We start from the raw sequence: 19,161 nt of genomic DNA on the forward strand, positions 1-19,161 counted from the left end.
CTCTCGTGGGGGACGTGTCTAAGAAGCGGGATGGTCGATGACGCACTCGCCGGCGGCGGCGGAGATGCAGGTCTGGATCGGTACCCCTTCGGGTCCGGTCTCACCCGGATGGGCGACCGTCAGCTCGCCGTTGCGGAGGTCACGGACGGCGCCCTCCTTCATCGGGAGAACGCAGCCGAAGCAGATGCCCATACGGCAGCCGCTCGGCATGAGGACGCCGGCGTCCTCGGCGGCGTCGAGGATCGGCCGGTCACCAGGTGCGTCGACGGTCTTGCCGGTGAAGGCGACGGTGCCGCCCTCGCCGGTGACAACCGTGGCCAGGCGGAACTGCTCGGTCTGGAGCGGCAGGCCCTCGGCGTCGTACCAGGCCTGGAGGGTGTCGAGGAGCCCGGCCGGACCGCAGGCGTACGCCCGCCGCTCCTTCAGGTCCGGGACGAGCTCGTTCAGGGTGTCGACGTCGAGGCGGCCCTCGCTGCCGGTGTAGCGGGTGACGAGGCGGATCGCGCCGGCCTCGTGGAGGGACTCGAGGTTGCGGATGAAGATCGAGTCGGGACGGCTCGGCGCGACGTGCACGACGGTGACGTCGAGGCGCTGGTGCTGCACGACACCCTCGTCGGTGACGGGGAAGAGGTTGCGCAGCATCCCGATCACGGGGGTCACGCCGGAGCCGGCGGTGACCATCAGGAACTTGTGGCCGCGCAGGTCGCTGGGGAGCACGAACTCGCCGGCCGCCTGCTCGAGGTGGACGATCTTGCCGGGGCTCAGGCGGCGCACCAGGTGGCTGGAGACCTTTCCGCCGGGGACGGCCTTCACGGTGATCGAGATCAGCCCGTCCTTGCGGGGGCCGTGGGTCAGCGAGTAGGCGCGCCAGTGGCGCACGCCGTCGACGTCGACGCCGACGCGCACGTACTGACCGGGGACGTGGTCTCGCCAGTCGGCGCCCGGCTTGATCTCGATCGTGGCAGCGTCGGCGGTCTCCGGGGTCACCTTCACGACACGTCCGCGCAGGTCAGCACCGGGCCGCAAGGGATTGAACATGTCCAGGTAGTCGGCCGGGGCGAGCGGCGTCGCGATCGACTCGGCGACCTCCCACGCCTTGCGTGAGAAGCGCTCCCGCCAGGCGGGTCGCCTGACCTCGCCCGGTGCGAGCAGGGCGGGGGATGTGGACATCTCAACCATGCTTTCCATGGTGCTATTTGTCCGAGGTAAACTCCTGTGCCAGCGACGTGAATCTGAAGGGCGGATTTATACGTGACGAACAAAAGTTCCCGTGAGTTCCCGGCTCTTTCGTCCTACAAGGTCCATCTGAGCCCAGAAATCGTCGAATCGGTCCGCGAGGCTCTGCCGAGGGTCAGCGACGAGGTCGTCGCCGCGATCATCGCCGAGGTCCCCGCCTACCAGGATGCCCTCTCGGGCCAGATGGGCGAGACGATCCGTACCGCGGTGGGGATCGCCCTGGGTGGCTTCCTCTCGCTCGCCTCCGGCGACGGCCTCGCCGCTGAGGCCGCGACCGCCACTCCCCCGGCGCTCGAGGGCGCCTACAGCCTCGGTCGGGGCGAGGCCCGCTCCGGCCGCACCACCGAGGCGCTGCTCGCGGCCTACCGGATCGGCGCCCGTGTCGCCTGGCGCGAGCTCTCCAGCCGGGCCGTCGAAGGAGGGATGGCACCCGAGACGCTCGCCGAGTTCGCTGCGCTGGTCTTCGCCTGGATCGACGAGATCTCCGAGGCCTCCGCGGCCGGCCATGCCGACGAGCGCGCCACGACCGGCCGTGTCCAGCGTCAGCTGCGCGAGCGGCTGGCCCGTCAGCTGCTCGCCGGGGTGACGCCGGAGCAGCTCGACGACGCGGCGGTACGCGCCGAGTGGACCCCGCCGAGCACACTGACCGCCGTGCTCGTCCCCAACTCCCAGGTCGGCACCATCCTCGCCAAGGTCAACCAGGCCACCCTCGAGTTCGACGACCTGCGCGACCTGGACGACCACACCCTGCTGCTCGTCCCCGACGCCCACGGCCGCCGGCGCCGGGCGCTGATGAAGGCGTTGGAGGGGCGTCGCGCCGTCGTCGGCCCGGCCAAGCCCTGGCGCGAGGCCCGGATCTCCTACGAGCGCGCCCGCCGCGCCCACTTCGCCGGCCTCGGCTCCGACACCGAGCAGCACCTCGTCGAGCTCGTCCTCTCCGCCGACGCCGACGCCCGCGAGGACCTCCGCGCCCAGGTCCTCGCCCCGTTGGCCGACCTCCGCCCCGCCACCGCCGAGAAGCTCACCGAGACGCTCCGTTCCTGGCTCCTCCACCAGGGCCGCCGCGACGAGGTCGCCGCCGAGCTCTTCATCCACCCGCAGACCGTCCGCTATCGGATGAGCCAGCTCCGCGACGTCTACGGCGACCGCCTCGACGACCCCGCGACCGTCCTCGCCCTCACCGTCGCCCTGGGCTGACCACCTCGAAGCCGAGCTCCTCGGCGACATGGACCATCCGCTTGTCGTAGGTCACCACCTGCTCGACCGCATCTTCTCCTTCGGCCTCGTCGGCCAGGAGAAGAGCGGTGCCGAGATGGATCGCGTCGAGCGACTTGAGGGTGTGCTCGATGTCTTTCGCAGACTCGACGACCTCAGGCAGGATGCCCATGAAGTGGATGCCCTCGCAGACGCGCTCCACGTCGACCGGATCGAGATCCATCCGAACTCTGAGCCGAGCCAGCTCGACGTCCAGCAGATCTGAGGAGATGAGCCGGTCGCCCCGCGCCACGACCCCGTCCAGGTAGTTCTCCAACGCTGGTCGGTCGGCATGGTTCACCAGGATCCGCCCCAGCGCAGAGGTGTCGACGTAGACCAGCATCAGATGCTCTCCTCGCGCAGCTCAGCGAGGACGTCGTCCAGGTCTTCGTCCCTTGACACGCCCTTCACCGACCTCCACCCACCGCCGCCGCCCCGGGGCGGGCGGATTCGGCCGAGAGCGACCATCTGGTCGAACCTGCTCTTGGGCGCAGGGACGAGCATCGCCACCGGCCGGCCATGATCGGTGACGATCAGTGACTCGCCGTTCTGGACGCGCCTCAGCACCCGGCCCGTCTGCTGATTCAGCTCTCCCACGCGTACCTCGCTCATCTGTCCATGATAGGCCGCTGCGTAGAACTTTTCTACGACGCCGAGCCAATGGTCTACCGCACCCAGCGTGAACAGGAATGGATACCCCCGGCCGTGTACAGCATCTGGGGGCCCGGATCGGGGTACCGGCGGGCTATGACTGATACCGCTGCCCTTCGGTCCAGGACCGCGACGGCGCTGCAGACCGCCGCGACGGTCGTGGGTGCCGCTTTCCTGCTCGTCGGTGTGCTCGGCTTCATCCCTGGGATCACCACCGGCTACGACACGATGACCTTCGCCGGTCACGAGTCCGAGGCGCAGCTCCTCGGCATCTTCCAGGTCTCGATCCTGCACAACATCGTGCATCTCCTGTTCGGGGTCGCCGGCCTGCTGATGGCCACCTCGTTCGGCGGGGCTCGTGCCTTTCTGCTCGGGGGCGGTGCCGTCTACCTGGTGCTGTGGATCTACGGCCTGGTCGTCGACCACCACAGCGCCGCGAACTTCGTGCCGCTCGACGATGCCGACAACTGGCTCCACCTGATCCTCGGAGTCGGCATGGTCGCACTCGGCGTCGTGCTGGGGCGCAAGCCGACCGTGCGCGCGCGACCGCGTCACTCCCACTGACGGGTCGGCACGACCGGGTTGACCTCAACCCGACTTGAGCGAGGACCGTTGAGCCATGACGTTCACCGACACCCAGCTCCGATACCTCCGCTCCCAGCCTCTGGGGCGGCTCGCCACGCTCGCCCCGGACGGCGGCCTGCAGAACAATCCGGTGGGGTTCCAGATCGACGACGAGCATCGGATCGTCATCGGCGGCTTCGCGATGGGCAGGTCGCGGAAGTTCCGCAACATCCAGAAGCACGACCGGGTCGCGTTCGTGGTCGACGACCTCGCCGCGACCGACCCCTGGAAGCCACGGATGGTCGAGATCCGCGGCACCGCCGAGGCGCTCGAGGACGTCGAGCCGCCGATGAAGGGGACGTCTCGCGAGATCATCCGGATCACTCCGGAGTGGGTCCGCGACTACGGCCTCGACGACTGACCCACCGGCCTCAGCGTTTGCGCCACACCCTCGCAGGCACGAGCGAGAGCGGGTTGATCGCGGCGCGGATGCGCTGCCACCGGGTGCGCGAGTCGGACAGTGACGTACGCAGCGAGCCGACCTGCTCCCAGAACGCCTCGACCTCGGCGTCGGCCGGGTGCTCCTCACCGAACATCGTTGTGTCGGTGAGGAGCGCGAGGCCGGGCGCAGCGTCGAGCCCGGGCGCGGCCGAGAGGACCGAGGCCTGCTCGCGGCGGGTGGCTCCGACCGGCACGCCGACGCCGTAGTCGCGGGCGTTGTCGAGGGTCTCGCGCCAGCCGCCGGAGAGGCGGGCGACGGGGGTGCCCCGGGTGCGCCGGCGATGTCGCCGCCAGAGCTTGGCGCCGATGATCGCTCCGCAGACCGCGGCGACGAGCAGGATCGGGACACCGACGTACTTGAGGACGGCGACCAGCCAGCCGGGCAGCGTGAACCCGTCGGGTCGCGAGTTGGCCTTCTGGTTGACCGACTCGTCCAGCGGGTCGCCCGAGGTCGCGGGCGGGCGCACCGGCGCCGGCGGCGGGACGACCTTGCCGGTGACGAGCTCCTCGGGCTGGGGAGCGTTCTGCTGGGGCGGCTTCTCGGTGTTCATGAACTCGGACCAGTCCAGGGTGGCCCAGGAGCCGTCCGACATCCGCAGCTCGACCCAGGCGTGCATGTCCTTGCCCTGGATGACGCCGTCGGAGCCGACGACCGCGCCCAGAACGACCCGGGCCGGCACGCCGACCTGGTTGGCGAGGATCGCCATCAGCGCGGCGTACTGCTCGTCGTTGCCGGCCAGCTGGCCGCCCTTGGCGGTGAAGTCGGCGAGGCGGCGCAGCGAGTGGCCAGCCGGGTACTGCTGGTTGGGCGGCTCACCGTCGGTGTAGGTGCCCTCGGACTTCAGCTTCTCGGCCACCGCCAGCGCGTTGGTCATCGGTGAGTCGCCGCCGCCTGCGTACTCGGCGGCGAGCGCCTGGAACTGGGCGGCCTCGTCGCCGATCGGCGACCCGCCCGACCACGGCTCGCTCTTCTCCCCGACCTTCGCATCGTCGACCGAGGCGGTGAAGGAGTAGGAGTCACCGGGCTTCAGCGACGAGGGCAGCACACCGGTCGAGGTGGCCAGGTTGTAGCGGAACGAGTCGGCGTCGGGGCCGTCGAACGAGATGTGGGTGAGCGCGGTCGGCAGCGGGACCCACACGCCGCCGAAGTCCTCGCCGATCGTGATCGTGCCCTTCACCTGCTTGCCGTCGGCGAGCGGGTTGCGCAGCGTCGAGCTGACCTTCCGGAACGTGTCCTCGGGCCCCTCGGTCACTCCGGAGTCGTTGGCCGCGCGCCAGACGGTGCCGTCGTACGAATCCATCGCCGCGACGCGGACGCGGGTGCCCTCGGGCAGCCCCGAGACCGTGAAGAGGTCCTTCTCGTAGAGCCGGCGGTCGTCCTCGGGCGTCTGGTAGCCCTTGGTGTAGACCCGGAAGCCGGCCAGCGGTGAGGGGTACTGCCCCACGTTGAAGGGCGGCTCGATCTCACCACGCAGGACCGTACGCTCCGGGGCGAGGCCCGGCAGCAGCGGTCCGCCGAGGAACGCGAGCCCGGCCGCGCCGAGGCACAGCGCAGCACCGATGGCGGTGCGCGAGAGACGACGGCCGCCGGTGGAGGCGAGGGTGCGGGCGCGCATCCCGCGGATGCAGAGCCAGGTGATCGCGAGCGCCCCGAAGAGGGCGCCGAGCAGCGCGGTCTTGGACGGGTCCTGCACGCCGAGCAGGATGACGCCGGCCAGCAGGGCGAAGGCGACGAGCACGGGCGGCAGCGCCGCCTTCATCCGCAGCGCCATCGCGAAGCCGAGGCAGCCGGCGAGCAGACCGAGGATGTAGGGGATGGTCAGGAGCGCACCCCCGTCGACCGGCGGCAGCGTCGTCAGCAGCCGCTTCCACCCGTGCACGGAGTTGTCGGCGAGGGTGCCGACCGTGTCGGGGACCGGCAGGAACGAGAGGTCGCCGATGCCGTGGAGCGCGACCGCGCCACCGAGCACGAAGAAGGCGGCCAGGAGGCCGACGGCGAGCACGACCACGGGCTGGCCGCGGCCGACGAAGGCGATGAGGATGCCGAGGAGGAGCCCGGCCACACCGGCGATCAGGTAGGTCCAGCCGGCGTAGGTGTCGTCGAAGCCGAGGAAGGCGATGGTGCCGAGGAGGAACAGGAGGGTGCCGTCCACGGCGGCCTGCTGCTTGGTCATCCGGACAACCCCTTCGCGAGCACGATCGGCAGCTGGTCCAGGTCGGGCACGGTGAGCATCGGCAGGTCGGCGACGGCCTTGAAGCCCGCCCGCTGGGAGGAGTCGACCCGCACGGCGACGGTGGTCGCGTCGACCGAGAACTGGCCGGCCGCCCGCTGCAGGGTGACGAACTCCGGGTAGCGGCCGGTCACCAGCATCACCAGCGACGCGTCCGGCGCCTGCCCGGCCGCCTCGGCGGTGATCTCGACCAGGTTGTTCGGCTGCGGGGTCGCCCGCGAGCAGGCGTCGAGCGCCGAGCGCCCTCCCCCGCCGGCCGCGGTGGCCCGCACCAGCAGCACGTCACCGGTCGCCAGCGAGACGTCGAACTCGTCGAGGATGCCGCGCCGCAGCAGCGAGCCGGCGATCGACATGGCCGTCTCGTACTCCTCCTCGCTGTCGTAGGACGTCGGCGAGGAGTCGACGATGACGACGATGTGGGAGCGGCGGGTGTCGAGGAACTGCCGCACCAGCAGCTGTCCGTGGCGGGCGGAGGAGCGCCAGTGGATGTGGCGAAGGTCGTCGCCGGGGACGTACTCCCGCAGCGCGTGGAAGGCCAGGTCGCTCATCGAGGTGTTCTGGGCCGTGGAGCCCTCGAGGTCGCGGACCAGACCGACCCCGAACGGCTCCAGGTGGGTGGTGCGCGGGTGGACGAAGACCTCGGTGCGGTCGGTCCACTCCTGCACGCGCCGGAAGAGGCCGAGCGGGTCGCCGCGCACGGTGCGGACCGGGCCGACGTCGATCACGCCGCGGCGCTGGGTCGGCACCACGAACAGCTCGGTGTGCTCGGCACCCGGCATCAGCATCGGCAGGTCGTACGTCACCCCGCCGGCCCCGATCGGGAACTCCAGCGTCGTGGAGACGAGGGGGCCGCGCGCCTCGTTGCGGGCGCGCAGCTCGCCGGTCAGTGCCTGGCCGACGGCGACCCGCGGCGGCTCGACGACGGTCGCGACCGCGAGCCGGGTGCGCCCGATCATGAAGAAGGCTGCACCGATGAGAAGGAAGAGCGCCGCCATCGCGACCACGGCGGCTTCGATCCAGCCGAGCGCGGTCGCGGCGACCCAGGCGATCGCGCCGAGGAGCAGCACGCCCCAGCCGATCGAGGTGACGTTGCCGAACCACTTCGCCACCGCTCGCCGAATCATGCCCACCGCTGATCGAACCGCCCCGACCGCTGGTCGAGCCGCGAGCGCCAGCGAGCGTGTCGAGACCAACACACCACCCGCCGAACGCCGAGGGGACCGTGTTGGTTTCGACACGCCTCCGCCTAGCGGCTCCGGCGGCTCAACCAGCGGGGGCGAGGTCACGAAACGCGCTCCTGCGGAGCCGGGACCGAGGTGAGCAGGTCACCGATGACGTCCTCGACCGTCACGCCGTTGAACATGGCCTCCGGGTCGAGGATCAGGCGGTGGCAGAGCACCGGCTCGGCGAGCGCCTTGACGTCGTCGGGCAGCACCTGCGAGCGGCCCTCGGCGAGCGCCCACACCTTGGCCGTACGCACCAGGGCGAGGCAGCCACGCATCGAGGCGCCGAGGCGGACGTGCTTGTGACGGCGCGAGTGGTCGACGAGGGCGGAGACGTAGGCGACGATCGCGGGGTCGATGTAGACCTGGTCGGCCATCTCGGCCATCTGCGTGACCGTCGGGGCGGTGATGATCGGGGTGACCAGGGTGGCGCGGTCGCGTACCGAGGAGTTCATCAGCAGCTCGACGGTGGCGTTCTGGTCGGGGTAGCCGACCGAGGTCTTCAGCAGGAAGCGGTCCAGCTGTGCCTCGGGCAGCCGGTAGGTGCCGGCCTGCTCGATCGGGTTCTGGGTCGCGATCACCATGAACGGACGACCGACCTCACGGGTCGCGCCGTCGACGGTGACCCGGCCCTCCTCCATGACCTCGAGCAGGGCGCTCTGGGTCTTCGGGGAGGCTCGGTTGATCTCGTCGGCGAGCACGATCGAGTGGAAGATCGGACCGGGGTGGAACTCGAAGGTGCCCTTGCCCTGGTCGTAGACGGTCACACCGGTGACGTCGGAGGGCAGCAGGTCGGGCGTGAACTGGATGCGGGCATGCGAGCCCTGCACGGTGTTGGCGAGCGCGCGGGCGAGCTGGGTCTTGCCCGTGCCGGGGTAGTCCTCGAGCAGCAGGTGACCCTCGGAGAGCAGCGCGGTCAGCACCAGGCGGATCACGTTCCGCTTGCCGAGAACGGCCTTCTCGACATTGTCGGCAAGCTTCTCGAAGGTGTCGTGGAACCAACGAGCCTGCTCTTGGGTGACGGTCATCTTCTTCTCTCCATTACCACGTGACGTTCTTCGACAGGTTGGGTCGCCCGGAGGTCGTGCAGGTCACCTTGAACGGGGTGTTCGCGCCGACCCAGCCGCGACCGCTGCCCGTGCCCTTGCCGTTGCTCCCGATGTTCACGTTCCAGCGGGAGGTGGTGGCGCTCGTGCGGCACTCCCAGGTCTTGCCCGGGAAGGCGGGGTCGGTGATGGTGGACCCGACGTACCAGCACGTGCCGCCACACTGGGTCTCCGGCTGGGGGCAGGCGCTGCCGGAGCACTCGCCGGCCTTGTTGACCTGCATCGTCGGGTCCGGCGGCTTGTCGGTCTTCACCGTGACGGAGTCGGACTTGCTCGCCCGGCCGGACGAGCTGATGGTCACGGTGTAGGTGTAGGACGTGTCCCAGTTGGGCGCGGTGTCCGTGCCCGACCGGTTGCCGGCGCCGGTGCCGGTGTTGAACTGCGCGACCTGGTTGCCGCCGCGCTTCACGGTGACGGTCGCAGCCTTGCCGTTGGGGTTGTAGCTGACCCGCCAGTTGACCTTGTTGCCGTCCACGCTCGCCGAGATCGACGGCGTGCCCAGCGGGCCGTAGGTGGTCACGTTCTTCGTTGTCTTGGCGCCGCAGGAGCTCCCGGATCCGGTGCCACCGGTGGACCCGTTGCAGGCATGCAGCGACACCTGGGTCGAGCTCCCGTTGGTGAAGCCGGTGATCGTCTTGGTCTGCTGACCGGCGCCGTCGGGCGGGTAGGTCCAGCTCCCGCAGGAGGAGCCGTTGCGTACGCACTCGACGCGGTTGGTCTTGCCGTGCGAGGCGCGCGGGGTGAAGACGATCTGCGCGGTGCCGTTGGCCCCGGTCGGGGTCGCGCTCGCGAACGAGACGGAGTCGGGCGTCGCCGCCGCCTCGACCTTGCCGCCGGCGGAGTAGCTGGAGATGTGTGCCTCCGGCGAGCCACCGCCACCGGTCTCGCGCGGCGAGGTCGCCTCGGCGTTGCGGGCGCGGACGGCGTAGGTGTAGATCGTGCCGTCGTTGGCGACGTCGTCGCGACAGCTGGTCTCGGCCACCCACGAGCAGACGATCTTCTCGCCGGAGCCGCCGGTGCGGCGTACCTCGTAGGCGACCGGCGCGGGGCCGTTGGGCGCGACCGGGCTCCACGAGACCGTGACCGTCTTGCCGGTGTTGTTGGCCGTGTCGGCCCAGGTGAACGTCGGCGTCGCAGGGGTGTCCGGCTTGCCGGCGCCCATCCCCTCGACCGTCGAGGACGGGCCCTTGTTGGTCTTGACGCCCTTGTCGTTGAGCGGCACGACCGTGAACTGCACCGGGTCGCCGTTGGAGCTGACCGCGGCCGGATAGGTGGTCTGGCCGGCGGAGATGTCCTTGATGCCGCCGCCCGGCCAGCTGATCCGGTACTTCTGCACCTCGGAGCAGTCGCACGGAGCCGGCTTGCTCCAGCTCAGCTCCACCTTGTGGTCGCGCTGGCGGGTGACCCGGAGGTTCTGCACCGGACCGGTGTAGGCGTCGGGCTCGCCCTCCGCCGAGTTGCTCCACTCGCGGCTCGGGCCGACCGAGTTCACCGCGCGGACGCGGAAGTCGTAGACGACACCGTTCTTCAGCCCGGTGATCCGGCACGACGTCGAGGGGCAGTCCTGGACGTGGTCGCCGTTGGCCTCCACCTCGTAGCGCTGGATCGGGTCGTCGCCGTTGTCCTTCGGCGCGTTCCACGACAGCGCGACCACGTTGGAGAGGAAGTCGGAGGTCGTACGCAGCCCCGTCGGCGCGCCGGGGACGTCGATGACGTCCACCTCGATGACGCCGGTGGCCTTGACTCGCTTGGAGTCCTTGCCGGAGTCGCTGACCTCGATCGCGTAGCGATAGTGGCCGTGCCCCTCCTCAGGCGTGTTGAAGGTGATCTTCGAGCCGCTGGCCTTGCCCATGTCGGGTGAGTCGCCGTTGACGGGATCGAGCTTGGTGATCACGATCTCCTGCGACTCCGCGGGCACCGGGGTCTGCAGATAGTCGGCGATGTCGATCGCGACCGGGTTGCCGGCCTCGGTCTGCAGCGGCTTGATCGGGGAGAGCGACGGCGGCGGCAACGCGATGACCTTGACCAGCAGCTGGCCCTTCGCGTCGCTGCCCTCGACGCCGATCTCCAGCGCGCCCTGGGCACCGGCGTCGGCGTGCTCGGCGAGCAGCCGCAGGCCGCCGTTCTCCTGCTTCACGTCCACGCCGTCGAGCCCGTCGCCGATCTCGGCGGTGAAGTCGAGGTCGTCGGCGTCGGCCGGGTCGGCGGTCCACACGTGGCAGATCGCGGCGATGTCGACGAGCGCACCGTTGCCGCTCTCCGGCACCTCGACCGGGGTGCTCGGACAGTTGATCTCCGGCTCCTCCTTGCCGATCTGCACCGGCAGGGAGATCACCGAGAGGTGAGCGTCGGCGGAGGTGATCTTCTCGCGGTCGGCGACCTCGAAGGTCAGCGTCGCCGGACCCTTGGTCTCGCCGGCGGTCACCTTCACCGTCGTAGCGGTGGTGTCGCCGGTGTTGAGCATCCCCTCGGGGGCGGGCACGATCTTGTCGGTGGTGGTCAGCACCACCGGGTCACCCTCGGGGTCCTCGACGTAGTCGGTGATGTCGACGTTCTTCGTCTCGCCCGGGTTGAGCTGGAGCTCGGAGCCCGGCTTCAGGTAGGGGGCGTCCTTGGGACGGGCGGGGACGTAGATCGAGCCGACCGCCTGGGCACCGTCGGGGTCGGTGACCCGGTAGGTCCACACCCGGGTGGTGTCGCCGACCGGCAGGGTCACCTTGCCGTCGTCGATCTTCGGCTTCGCCTCGTCCTCACCGACCGAGGGCCCCTTGACCGCGTCGACCTCGAGGTCCTCGAGCGCGTCGTCGATGTCGGTCACCTTGGTCATCACGTCGACGGTCGCGGTCGCGGAGTCGCCCTCGGGCTCGGCGACCACGATCCCGGCCATCGGCGGATTGTCGTAACCCTCCTGATAGCGGATCGCGAGCTCGCCGGTGTCCTCGTGGAGGCCGGTGGTGGCGCGGTAGGGGATGTGCTGGAACGGCTCTTCGGAGCCGCCCTCGACGGTGACGATGCCGTCGGAGCGCTGCTCGACGCCGGAGCCCTCCGCCGCGTCGGTCACGGCCAGGTGGAGCTCGGTCCCCGGCGTACGCAGGTCGTTGGCGAGCACGTCGTAGGTCAGCTTCTTGGACGGGTCCAGGGTGACCAGGTCGTCGACGGCGACCGGCCGCTGGGGAGCCCCGGGCGCGACCACGGCGATGCGTACGGTGCCGGTGGCGACCGCGCCGAACGGGTCGCTGACCTCGTAGGTGAACTCCTCGGTGCCGGCCGCGTTGGGGAAAGCCTGGTAGGTGATCGTGTTGGCGCCGTGGGCGAGGACGCGGCCGTAGGACGGCGCGCTGTTGATCCTGGTCACCGAGACGGAGTCGCCGTCGGGATCGGTGCCGACCGTGGGCAGGCGCAGGGTGACCTCGTCACCCTGGACGACCCGCGACTCGAGCGCCTTCGGCGCCGGCGGGGAGTTGTCGGCCTTCTTCCTCGGCAGCGGCTTGACGTGGATGCGGATGTTGCCCGAGGAGTGCTCCGCGGAGGGGTCGCCGGTGTTCTGCACGACGTAGCGGACGTCGACGTCGACCGGTCCCTTCACGTCGTCGGGGGCGACGTAGCGGACCCGGTTGCCGTCGATGTAGGCCTCGCCGACCGTCGGCTGGCCGAGCACCTGCAGCTGGCCCTTGGTCTCCATGGTCTGGTCGACGACCAGGCCGACAGGGTCGCCCGACGGCGTCGAGTCGTTGTCGAGGACCGGGATGGAGACGGAGTCGGCGGCGCGTACGGTCGCCTCGTCGTCCACCGCCTCGGGGGCGTTCTCGGCACCGCGCAGCGGCGGGCGCTGGCTCACCGTCACCGACCCCTCGGCCTCGGCCGCACCGTTGCTGATGGTGTAGCGGATCGCCTGGGTGGACGGGTTCATGTCGGGCTTGGACGCCTGGATACGCAGCCAGCGACCGTCGAGCACCGCGACGGTCAGGTCGCTGTCGCCGACCGGCTCGGCATGGGTCACGGCGAGGAGCCGGCCGCGGGAGTCGTAGTCGTTGGCGAGGACGTCGAGGGTGCGGGTGGAGGTGCCGAGCACGGCCGTCGTGTCCGGCGTCGCGATCGGCTCGTCGGCCGCCTGGGAGGCGGGCTTCACGTCGACGCGGATCTTCGCCGAGGCCGGCTTCGCGGCGCCGAAACCGGCGTTGTAGCTGAGCTGGTAGGTGCCGGGCGAGGTGCCCCTGGCGCGCACCACGCCGGTCTCCCGGTCGGTGCTCACCTCGAGGCCGCCCTTGGGCGGGACGTCGCCGGCGAGGGTGAGCGTCGCGTCGAGGTTGGACGGGTCCGCGCCGGGAATGTCGTTGTCGAGCGGCCGGATCGTCACCCAGGAGCCCTGGGTGCCCTCGGCGACGTCGTCCTTCGGCTCCGGGGAGGCGGTGTTGGCGCCCTCGACGATGTTGATCTTGACCTTGTCCTTGGCGGGCTTGCCGCCGGTGGTGACCTGGTAGCCGAGGTTCTCGGTGCCGGAGGCGTCGGTGGCCGCCGTGTAGCGCAGCAGGCCGTCGGGGGTCACGCTCGCCGAGCCCTTGTCGGCGGACGGGGATTGGGCGGTGACCGGGTCGCCGTAGCGCTCGTCGCGCCAGTCGCCGACGACCGGGATCTCCACGGTGCCGCCGGCGGCGACGGTGTAGTCGGTCGGCGTGTAGTGCTCGCGCAGGGTCGGCTTGCCGGTGCCGCCGGAGCCCTGGATCTTGAGCTCGACGCTGGCGTCGTCCTGGCCGGCCTTGCCCTTCAGCCCGTCGTCGACCGTGTACTTGAAGCTGGTCTTCTTCCCCTCGGCGGACTCCGGGGTCGTCACCAGGATCGACTGCCGGTCGGGGGCGATGGTGGTCTCCACGCCCTTGATGGACGCCTTGCCGACCGAGACGACGCTGAGGATCGAGTCCTTGGCCGAGGAGTCGTTGTCGAGGACGTGCAGGACGGTGGTGCGCCCGGCGCGGGCGCCGAGGTTGTCGTCCTTGGCCTTCGGAGCCTGCGCGGCCTTGGTCTGCTGTTGCTGCTTGTCCTTCTTCTGGTTCTGCTTCTGGGTCTGCGGCTGGAAGGACTCCCAGTTGGAGATCTTCTTGATGTCGGCACCGTCGATCTCCCAGACGTCACCGTTGCGCAGGTCGTTGAGGACCAGCTGACCGCGGTTGATCCGGAACTCGAGCTCGGCGGCGGGACCCAGCGTCGGGATCTCACCCAGCACCGGCTCGCCCTCGCCGCACTGCGTCACCACCGACCCGGTCGAGCCGTTGGCCCAGGCGCCGAAGACGCAGTCGCCGAGGCGTACGGGAGCGGCGGGGTCACCGGCGGACTCGGCCACGTGACGGATCTCGCCGTTGCTCAGCGAGACCGCCTTCAGGCCGGTCGCGTCGCCGACGAGGACCTCCTTGGCAGCCTCGGACGGCTGCTGGAGGACCGCGCTCTCCGCGGTGTCACCGAAGTCCTCGGCGACGTCGGAGCCCTTGGAGGCACCGAGCAGCCAGCCGGCGCCGTCGAGGGTGATCACCTCGTCGCCGACGACGGTCGCGGAGGTCGGGGTCTCGGCGTACTCCGGGCTCTTCGGGAGCTTGGTCTCCTCCGGCTCGCGGAAGCCGTCACCGTCGGTCGCGAAGGCGGTCAGCGTCCGCTTCGCGGCCGAGACTGCGTACGCGGTGCCGTCGGTGCCGATCGTGAGCACCGCATCCGCCCCGACCGTCTCGGTCGGCTTCGTGGAGGCGGAGAGGTCGGAGAGGTCGCCGACGCCCGTGGTCGGGTCGACAGAGGTGAGCCAGACCTTGCCGGTCTTCTGCTCGGCGACGCCGATGGTGGTGCCGCCCATCACCACGCGGCTGTCCTTCACCGTCACGGCGTCGTCGTCGAGCCCCTCGGCGAGCTTGGTGTTGACCGGGGTCACGGTGCGGGCGTCGCGGTCGACGGAGGCCACCGCGATGCCGTTCTGCACCACGTCGAGCCCGGCCCGCTCCGACCGGGAGCCGGTCTCGTTGTCGGCCCAGACCACACCGTCGAGCTGGGCGACCGGGCGGTTCTGCCGGCCCAGGGTGCCCCACGACTGGTTGGTGACCCAGATGCCGCCGTCGTCGAGGTCGGCCTTGTGCACGGGGTAGCCCGAGGACTGGATCGCGTAGACGGTCAACCCGCTCACGACCACCGCCAGGGCGGCCCAGGACGCGATGGAGGTCCTGTGGCGCCGCATCCAGCCGGGCGCCATCCCGAAACGTGCCACCAAGACTCTCCCCAAGTCCTTCCCTGCAAAACAGCCAGCAGACACAAAAAGCCGGGCTTACTCTAGGCGCGCCTCGGGGTTCGAAGCCACACGAATCAGCCAAACCTGGCACACGGCTCAGTGAACACGCTCACCGGTACGGTACGGGATGTTCTAAAGTGTCCGCTTCCAGCATCACTATTTCGCATCCCGACCGGGATGTCCGACAAATGTCCGATAAAAGGAACAGCATGACCGCATACCCAGCCCTGCGTGCTGCGGGAGCGACTGACGTCGGCAGGGTCCGCGAGGTGAACGAGGACTCGTTCGTCATGCTGCCCGCGGTGGCGGTCGTCGCCGACGGGATGGGCGGTCACGCCAGCGGCGATGTCGCCAGCACGCTCGCGGTGGAGACCTTCCAGCGGCGCTTCGCCTCCATCAACCCCGTTCCCGAGGACATCGTCGAGGCGGTCGAGGCCGCCAACTCCGCGATCACCTCGGAGGCCTCCCGCAGCTCCGCGAAGCAGGGCATGGGCACGACCCTGACGGGCGTCGCGCTCGTGGAGTCGGAGGGTGCGCCCCACTGGCTGGTCTTCAACGTCGGCGACTCGCGCGTCTACCGGCTCTCGCCGGCCGGCGTCACCCAGGTGACCGTCGACCACTCCGAGGTCGCCGTCATGGTCCAGGCCGGGATGATCACCCCCGAAGAGGCCCGGGTGCACCCGCTGCGCAACGTCATCACCCGCTCGCTCGGCACCTACCCGGCGCCGCAGGCGGACACCTGGCTGATCGACATCGCGCCCGACGACATCTTCCTGCTCTGCTCCGACGGGCTCACCGGCGAGCTCGAGGACCACGAGATCCACGAGATCACCTCGAAGACGCTCGGGGTCGGCGGAAGCATCGACAACCTGGCCCAACGGCTGGTGGACGCTGCGGTTGCTTCGGGCGGGCGCGACAATGTCACTGTGGTACTCGTGACACCTCCGCCCTCGCTCTTCACCGCCCCGGCAGAAAGTGACGCTTCGGCGTCGGAAACTGACGTCTCGACGTCAGGAAGTGACGTTTCGGCGCATCATGAGTGATTCCGCTACCTACTGCGCGGGGCACTGGTTGGCGTTGCGGGGAGATCGGTGCTGGGCGCTGGTGCAGCTCGGCCCCGGTGATCCGCGCGTCAGCGGCGTGCAGGCCGCGCTGTCCGACCCGCGCCCGGTCGACGCGATCGCGGGGCTGCTCTCCGCCGACGGACCACGTGCTCCCGGCTTCGCGCTGGTCGGGCGCGAGGGGCCGCGGGTGCGGTACGCCGTGCGCTCCCCAGCCAAGGTGACCGCGGTCGTCAACGAGGTGCCGGTCTTCATCGACGGCATCGACGTGCCCGGCAAGTGGTCCGACGGTCATTTCGCCGCAGTGCCGGAGCGGGCCGAGCTCGCCAACGGCGCCTGGGGCGGCATGGAGGAGGACCAGCCGCTGCTCGACACTGCGCACGCCCGCTCGCTCGACGTGGTCTTCGACCCCGACGGGGCCGCGCAGGCGCAGGTCGACGCGGCCATGGCTCCGCTCGACCACACCATCCGGCGCTCGGACCTGGCTGCCTCGCCGATGCCCGGGCCCGCGCCCGTCTCGCCGCCTCCGGCGATGCCGTCCTACCCCGCTCCTCCGCCGACTCCCGCCCCGGCGCCACCGCCACCGGTGACGCCGCCCCAGCCTGCTCCTGAGCCGAAGAAGGGCCTCATCGACGGGCTGCCGTGGCGCAAGAAGGGCGCCAAGAAGTCCGACCAGCCTGCGTGGGGTCCGCCGGACCGGCAGCCTGTGCAGCCGACCCCGCAGCCGGCCCCGCGCGCGCCGCAGCCGCAGAGCCCGCCGCCGTATCAGCCGCCCGGTCCGCCGCCTCACCAGCCGGTGATGCCGCCACCGCCGGGGCCCCCGTCCGCGCCGAACCCGCCCCAGGACATGGCGACCCGGGTACGCGACGTACCTACCCCGACACCCACTCCGATCCCGCCTGCGGGCGGGCCGACGGTGTGGGCGGTCTACTGCCCGCAGGGCCACGCCTCACCGCCCTACTCCCCGACCTGCCGCATCTGCCGCCTCGCGCTGCCGCCCCACCAGCAGCCGGTCTCGGTCCCGCGGCCCGCGCTCGGCCAGCTCAAGCTGGACGACGGACGCGTGGTCGTCCTCGACCGTGGCGCCGTCTTCGGGCGGTCGCCGCGTACGGATGCCAACGGCAACACGGGGGCCGGCGGCGTACCTCCTCATCTGGTGAAGGTCATGCTGCCCGACATCAGCCGGCTGCACACCGAGGTGAGGCTGGAGGAGTGGCAGGTGCTGGTGCGTGACCTCGGCTCGGCCAACGGCTCCTACCTGACCCTGCCCGGCGGGCGGCCGCAGCAGATGCGGCCGATGGAGGAGTACGCCTTGGAGCCCGGTGCCGTGGTGAGCCTCGCCGGCTCGATCAACCTCACCTACGAGGTCCTCGGGTGAGCGGCGCGCCCCACCCGGAGCTCGGCCCCGAGCTGCCCGGGATGACCTGCCTGGGCCGGCTCGGCTCGGGTGGCTTCGCCGACGTCTACCTCTACGAGCGTCACCACCCGAAGGTGCGGGTCGCGGTGAAGCTGATGCGCTCCTCCGACCTCGCCGAGACGCAGCGGGCGCAGTTCGCGGCCGAGGCCGCGGTGATGGCCGAGCTGGCCGAGCACCCGTTCATCGTGCCGGTGCACAGCGCCGGTGAGACGCCGGACGGGCGCCCCTATCTGGTGATGGGTTACTACCCCAACGCCGACCTCGGGGCCCGCGTCCGCAACAACCCGATGAAGGTGCAGGACGCGCTGCGCTTCGGCATCCAGATGGCCTCCGCCGTCGAGACCGCCCACCGCGCCGGCATCATCCACCGCGACATCAAGCCGTCCAACATCCTGCTCTCCCGCTACGACGTCCCGGGTCTGGCCGACTTCGGCATCGCCGGCCGCCCGCGCGACGACGAGGGCGACATCGGGGTCTCGCTGCCGTGGTCGCCGCCCGAGGTGCTCACCTCGGCCTCCAACGGCTCCGTCGCCTCCGACGTCTACTCGCTCTCCGCGACCGTCTGGCACCTGCTCGTGGGGCGCTCGCCGTTCGCGGAGCGCGGCAACAACTCCGACCGTGCCGTCTTCTCCCGCATCCTGCACACCGCTCCCCCGGCCACGGGACGGCCCGACGTACCTCCCTCGCTCGACCGCGTCCTGCAGCAGGCGATGGCCAAGGACCCGGCCTACCGTCCGCGCACCGCGCTCGACCTGGCCCGCCACTTCCAGCGGATCGAGCAGGAGCTGCGGCTGGGACGCACCGAGGTGCAGGTGCTCGACCGCGACGCCGGCGGCAGCGGCTCGATCCCGGTCGTCCCCGACATCCCGGCCGCGCGCGGCGAGGGCCCGACCACGGGCTCCGGGCGTTCCCACCTCCCCTACCCGCCTGCGGACCCGGAGCTGGAGAAGGCCACCGAGCTCAAGCCGCCGTCCCAGGTCCTCGCGCAGGCACCGATCACCCAGCCCCCGGCCTCGCTCGCCTCGGCACCCCACCCGGATGCCGGCTCGGCCTCCGCCGACCGCACCCGGTTCAGCTACCCGCGTACGGAGGAGGGCCCCTCGGTCCTCACCGGCGCCCGCCCCGCGGAGGGCCGCAGCAAGACCCCGGCGATCATCGGTGTCGTCGTCCTCTTCCTCGTCGCCGCCGTGATCGGCATCGTGCTCTCCCGCGGCGGCGAGGACGAGAAGCCCGACGAGGTCCCGCCGCCACCCGTCGAGACCGACCTCCCCGGCGTCACCGGCCCGGCCGCACCCACCAAGGTCACCGGCACCCTCAAGGGCAACCGCGCCGTCTTCACCTGGCCCGGCGTCTCCGGCGCGACCGGCTACAAATGGGTCGGCGACAACTCCACCAGCGGCAAGGTCGACCGCTCCAAGGCCGTCGTACGCCTCGACGGCGCCGACAAGGTCTGCATCCAGGTCCGCTCGCTCGGCGAGAACGGGAACGTCTCGCAGGGTGCCGCGCAGGGGTGCGTCAGCAAGTAGTTCGGGCGGGGGGCTGCGGGCGGTCGTCGGATCATGCTGCCGGGGTACTCCAGGGAGTTTTGGCCGGTTTACTGGCGAGTAACCGGCCAAAACTCCCTGGAGTACCCCGATTCGCACCACCAACCCCGC

Annotated in this window: 13 protein-coding genes; 6 read left to right on the top strand and 7 right to left on the bottom strand. The window is 70.7% G+C overall.

Annotated elements, in window-relative coordinates; genetic code table 11:
* Positions 1 to 18 precede the first annotated feature (18 nt).
* Positions 19 to 1,170, bottom strand: a complete 1,152-nt coding sequence (locus IEY81_RS04590) for a ferredoxin reductase (protein WP_229787347.1) — start codon at positions 1,168 to 1,170, stop codon at positions 19 to 21.
* Positions 1,171 to 1,251: 81 nt separating this feature from the next.
* Here IEY81_RS04590 and IEY81_RS04595 point away from each other — a divergent pair, with 81 nt between their 5' ends.
* Positions 1,252 to 2,433, top strand: a complete 1,182-nt coding sequence (locus IEY81_RS04595; protein WP_189117288.1) for a PucR family transcriptional regulator — start codon at positions 1,252 to 1,254, stop codon at positions 2,431 to 2,433.
* Here IEY81_RS04595 and IEY81_RS04600 read toward each other — a convergent pair.
* Both IEY81_RS04600 and IEY81_RS04605 read right to left on the bottom strand, forming a co-directional pair.
* Positions 2,414 to 2,833 carry a type II toxin-antitoxin system VapC family toxin gene (locus tag IEY81_RS04600; protein ID WP_189117289.1) on the bottom strand — a complete coding sequence of 140 codons (420 nt, stop codon included), beginning with the start codon at positions 2,831 to 2,833 and terminating at the stop codon, positions 2,414 to 2,416. The genes IEY81_RS04595 and IEY81_RS04600 overlap by 20 nt on opposite strands.
* Positions 2,833 to 3,102, bottom strand: coding sequence for a type II toxin-antitoxin system Phd/YefM family antitoxin (locus IEY81_RS04605; protein ID WP_189117290.1), 270 nt, complete (start codon positions 3,100 to 3,102; stop codon positions 2,833 to 2,835). The genes IEY81_RS04600 and IEY81_RS04605 overlap by 1 nt, the downstream gene beginning before the upstream one ends.
* A gap of 135 nt (positions 3,103 to 3,237) precedes the next feature.
* Between IEY81_RS04605 and IEY81_RS04610 the strand changes: the two genes are divergently transcribed.
* Together IEY81_RS04610 and IEY81_RS04615 are read left to right on the top strand one after the other, a co-directional pair.
* The gene (locus tag IEY81_RS04610) at positions 3,238 to 3,705 is read left to right on the top strand and encodes a DUF4383 domain-containing protein (RefSeq protein ID WP_189117291.1); all 468 of its coding nucleotides are present in this window, start codon (positions 3,238 to 3,240) and stop codon (positions 3,703 to 3,705) included.
* A 55-nt stretch (positions 3,706 to 3,760) separates the two neighbouring features.
* The gene (locus tag IEY81_RS04615) at positions 3,761 to 4,126 is read left to right on the top strand and encodes a PPOX class F420-dependent oxidoreductase (RefSeq protein ID WP_189117292.1); all 366 of its coding nucleotides are present in this window, start codon (positions 3,761 to 3,763) and stop codon (positions 4,124 to 4,126) included.
* A 10-nt stretch (positions 4,127 to 4,136) separates the two neighbouring features.
* Here IEY81_RS04615 and IEY81_RS04620 read toward each other — a convergent pair whose 3' ends face one another.
* The 4 genes from IEY81_RS04620 to IEY81_RS04635 all read right to left on the bottom strand — a co-directional run bounded on the left by IEY81_RS04620 (position 4,137) and on the right by IEY81_RS04635 (position 15,007).
* Complete coding sequence (locus tag IEY81_RS04620) at positions 4,137 to 6,380, bottom strand: transglutaminase TgpA family protein (protein ID WP_189117293.1); 2,244 nt, start codon at positions 6,378 to 6,380, stop codon at positions 4,137 to 4,139.
* Positions 6,377 to 7,546: a DUF58 domain-containing protein gene (locus IEY81_RS04625; RefSeq protein WP_189117294.1), complete on the bottom strand. Its 1,170-nt coding sequence runs from the start codon at positions 7,544 to 7,546 to the stop codon at positions 6,377 to 6,379. The genes IEY81_RS04620 and IEY81_RS04625 overlap by 4 nt, the downstream gene beginning before the upstream one ends.
* Before the next feature lie 173 nt (positions 7,547 to 7,719).
* Positions 7,720 to 8,688, bottom strand: a complete 969-nt coding sequence (locus IEY81_RS04630) for an AAA family ATPase (protein ID WP_189117295.1) — start codon at positions 8,686 to 8,688, stop codon at positions 7,720 to 7,722.
* 13 nt (positions 8,689 to 8,701) lie between these two features.
* Positions 8,702 to 15,007 (bottom strand): Ig-like domain-containing protein, encoded by a 6,306-nt coding sequence (locus tag IEY81_RS04635; RefSeq protein ID WP_189117296.1) that lies wholly within the window; start codon positions 15,005 to 15,007, stop codon positions 8,702 to 8,704.
* 230 nt (positions 15,008 to 15,237) lie between these two features.
* On the opposite strand from IEY81_RS04635, the gene IEY81_RS04640 reads away from it, so the two are divergent.
* From IEY81_RS04640 to IEY81_RS24450, 3 genes are read left to right on the top strand one after another with little or no spacing between them, the layout of a single operon-like run.
* On the top strand, positions 15,238 to 16,071 hold the full coding sequence (locus IEY81_RS04640; RefSeq protein WP_189117297.1) for a PP2C family protein-serine/threonine phosphatase: 834 nt from the start codon (positions 15,238 to 15,240) through the stop codon (positions 16,069 to 16,071).
* Complete coding sequence (locus IEY81_RS04645; RefSeq protein WP_189117298.1) at positions 16,064 to 17,467, top strand: FHA domain-containing protein; 1,404 nt, start codon at positions 16,064 to 16,066, stop codon at positions 17,465 to 17,467. Before IEY81_RS04640 ends, IEY81_RS04645 begins: the two co-directional genes overlap by 8 nt.
* Positions 17,464 to 19,032, top strand: a complete 1,569-nt coding sequence (locus tag IEY81_RS24450) for a serine/threonine-protein kinase (RefSeq protein WP_189117299.1) — start codon at positions 17,464 to 17,466, stop codon at positions 19,030 to 19,032. The genes IEY81_RS04645 and IEY81_RS24450 overlap by 4 nt, the downstream gene beginning before the upstream one ends.
* The last annotated feature ends 129 nt before the right edge of the window (positions 19,033 to 19,161 follow it).

The organism is Nocardioides luteus (assembly GCF_014648595.1).
Classification (GTDB): domain Bacteria; phylum Actinomycetota; class Actinomycetes; order Propionibacteriales; family Nocardioidaceae; genus Nocardioides; species Nocardioides luteus.

Bases quoted from the DNA above. Each gene is read 5' to 3' on its own strand.
- IEY81_RS04590 (WP_229787347.1), bottom strand. From the start codon at position 1,170: ATGTCCACATCCCCCGCCCTGCTCGCACCGGGCGAGGTCAGGCGACCC.
- IEY81_RS04600 (WP_189117289.1), bottom strand. From the start codon at position 2,833: ATGCTGGTCTACGTCGACACCTCTGCGCTGGGGCGGATCCTGGTGAAC.
- IEY81_RS04605 (WP_189117290.1), bottom strand. From the start codon at position 3,102: ATGAGCGAGGTACGCGTGGGAGAGCTGAATCAGCAGACGGGCCGGGTG.
- IEY81_RS04610 (WP_189117291.1), top strand. From the start codon at position 3,238: ATGACTGATACCGCTGCCCTTCGGTCCAGGACCGCGACGGCGCTGCAG.
- IEY81_RS04615 (WP_189117292.1), top strand. From the start codon at position 3,761: ATGACGTTCACCGACACCCAGCTCCGATACCTCCGCTCCCAGCCTCTG.
- IEY81_RS04620 (WP_189117293.1), bottom strand. From the start codon at position 6,380: ATGACCAAGCAGCAGGCCGCCGTGGACGGCACCCTCCTGTTCCTCCTC.
- IEY81_RS04630 (WP_189117295.1), bottom strand. From the start codon at position 8,688: ATGACCGTCACCCAAGAGCAGGCTCGTTGGTTCCACGACACCTTCGAG.
- IEY81_RS04640 (WP_189117297.1), top strand. From the start codon at position 15,238: ATGACCGCATACCCAGCCCTGCGTGCTGCGGGAGCGACTGACGTCGGC.
- IEY81_RS04645 (WP_189117298.1), top strand. From the start codon at position 16,064: ATGAGTGATTCCGCTACCTACTGCGCGGGGCACTGGTTGGCGTTGCGG.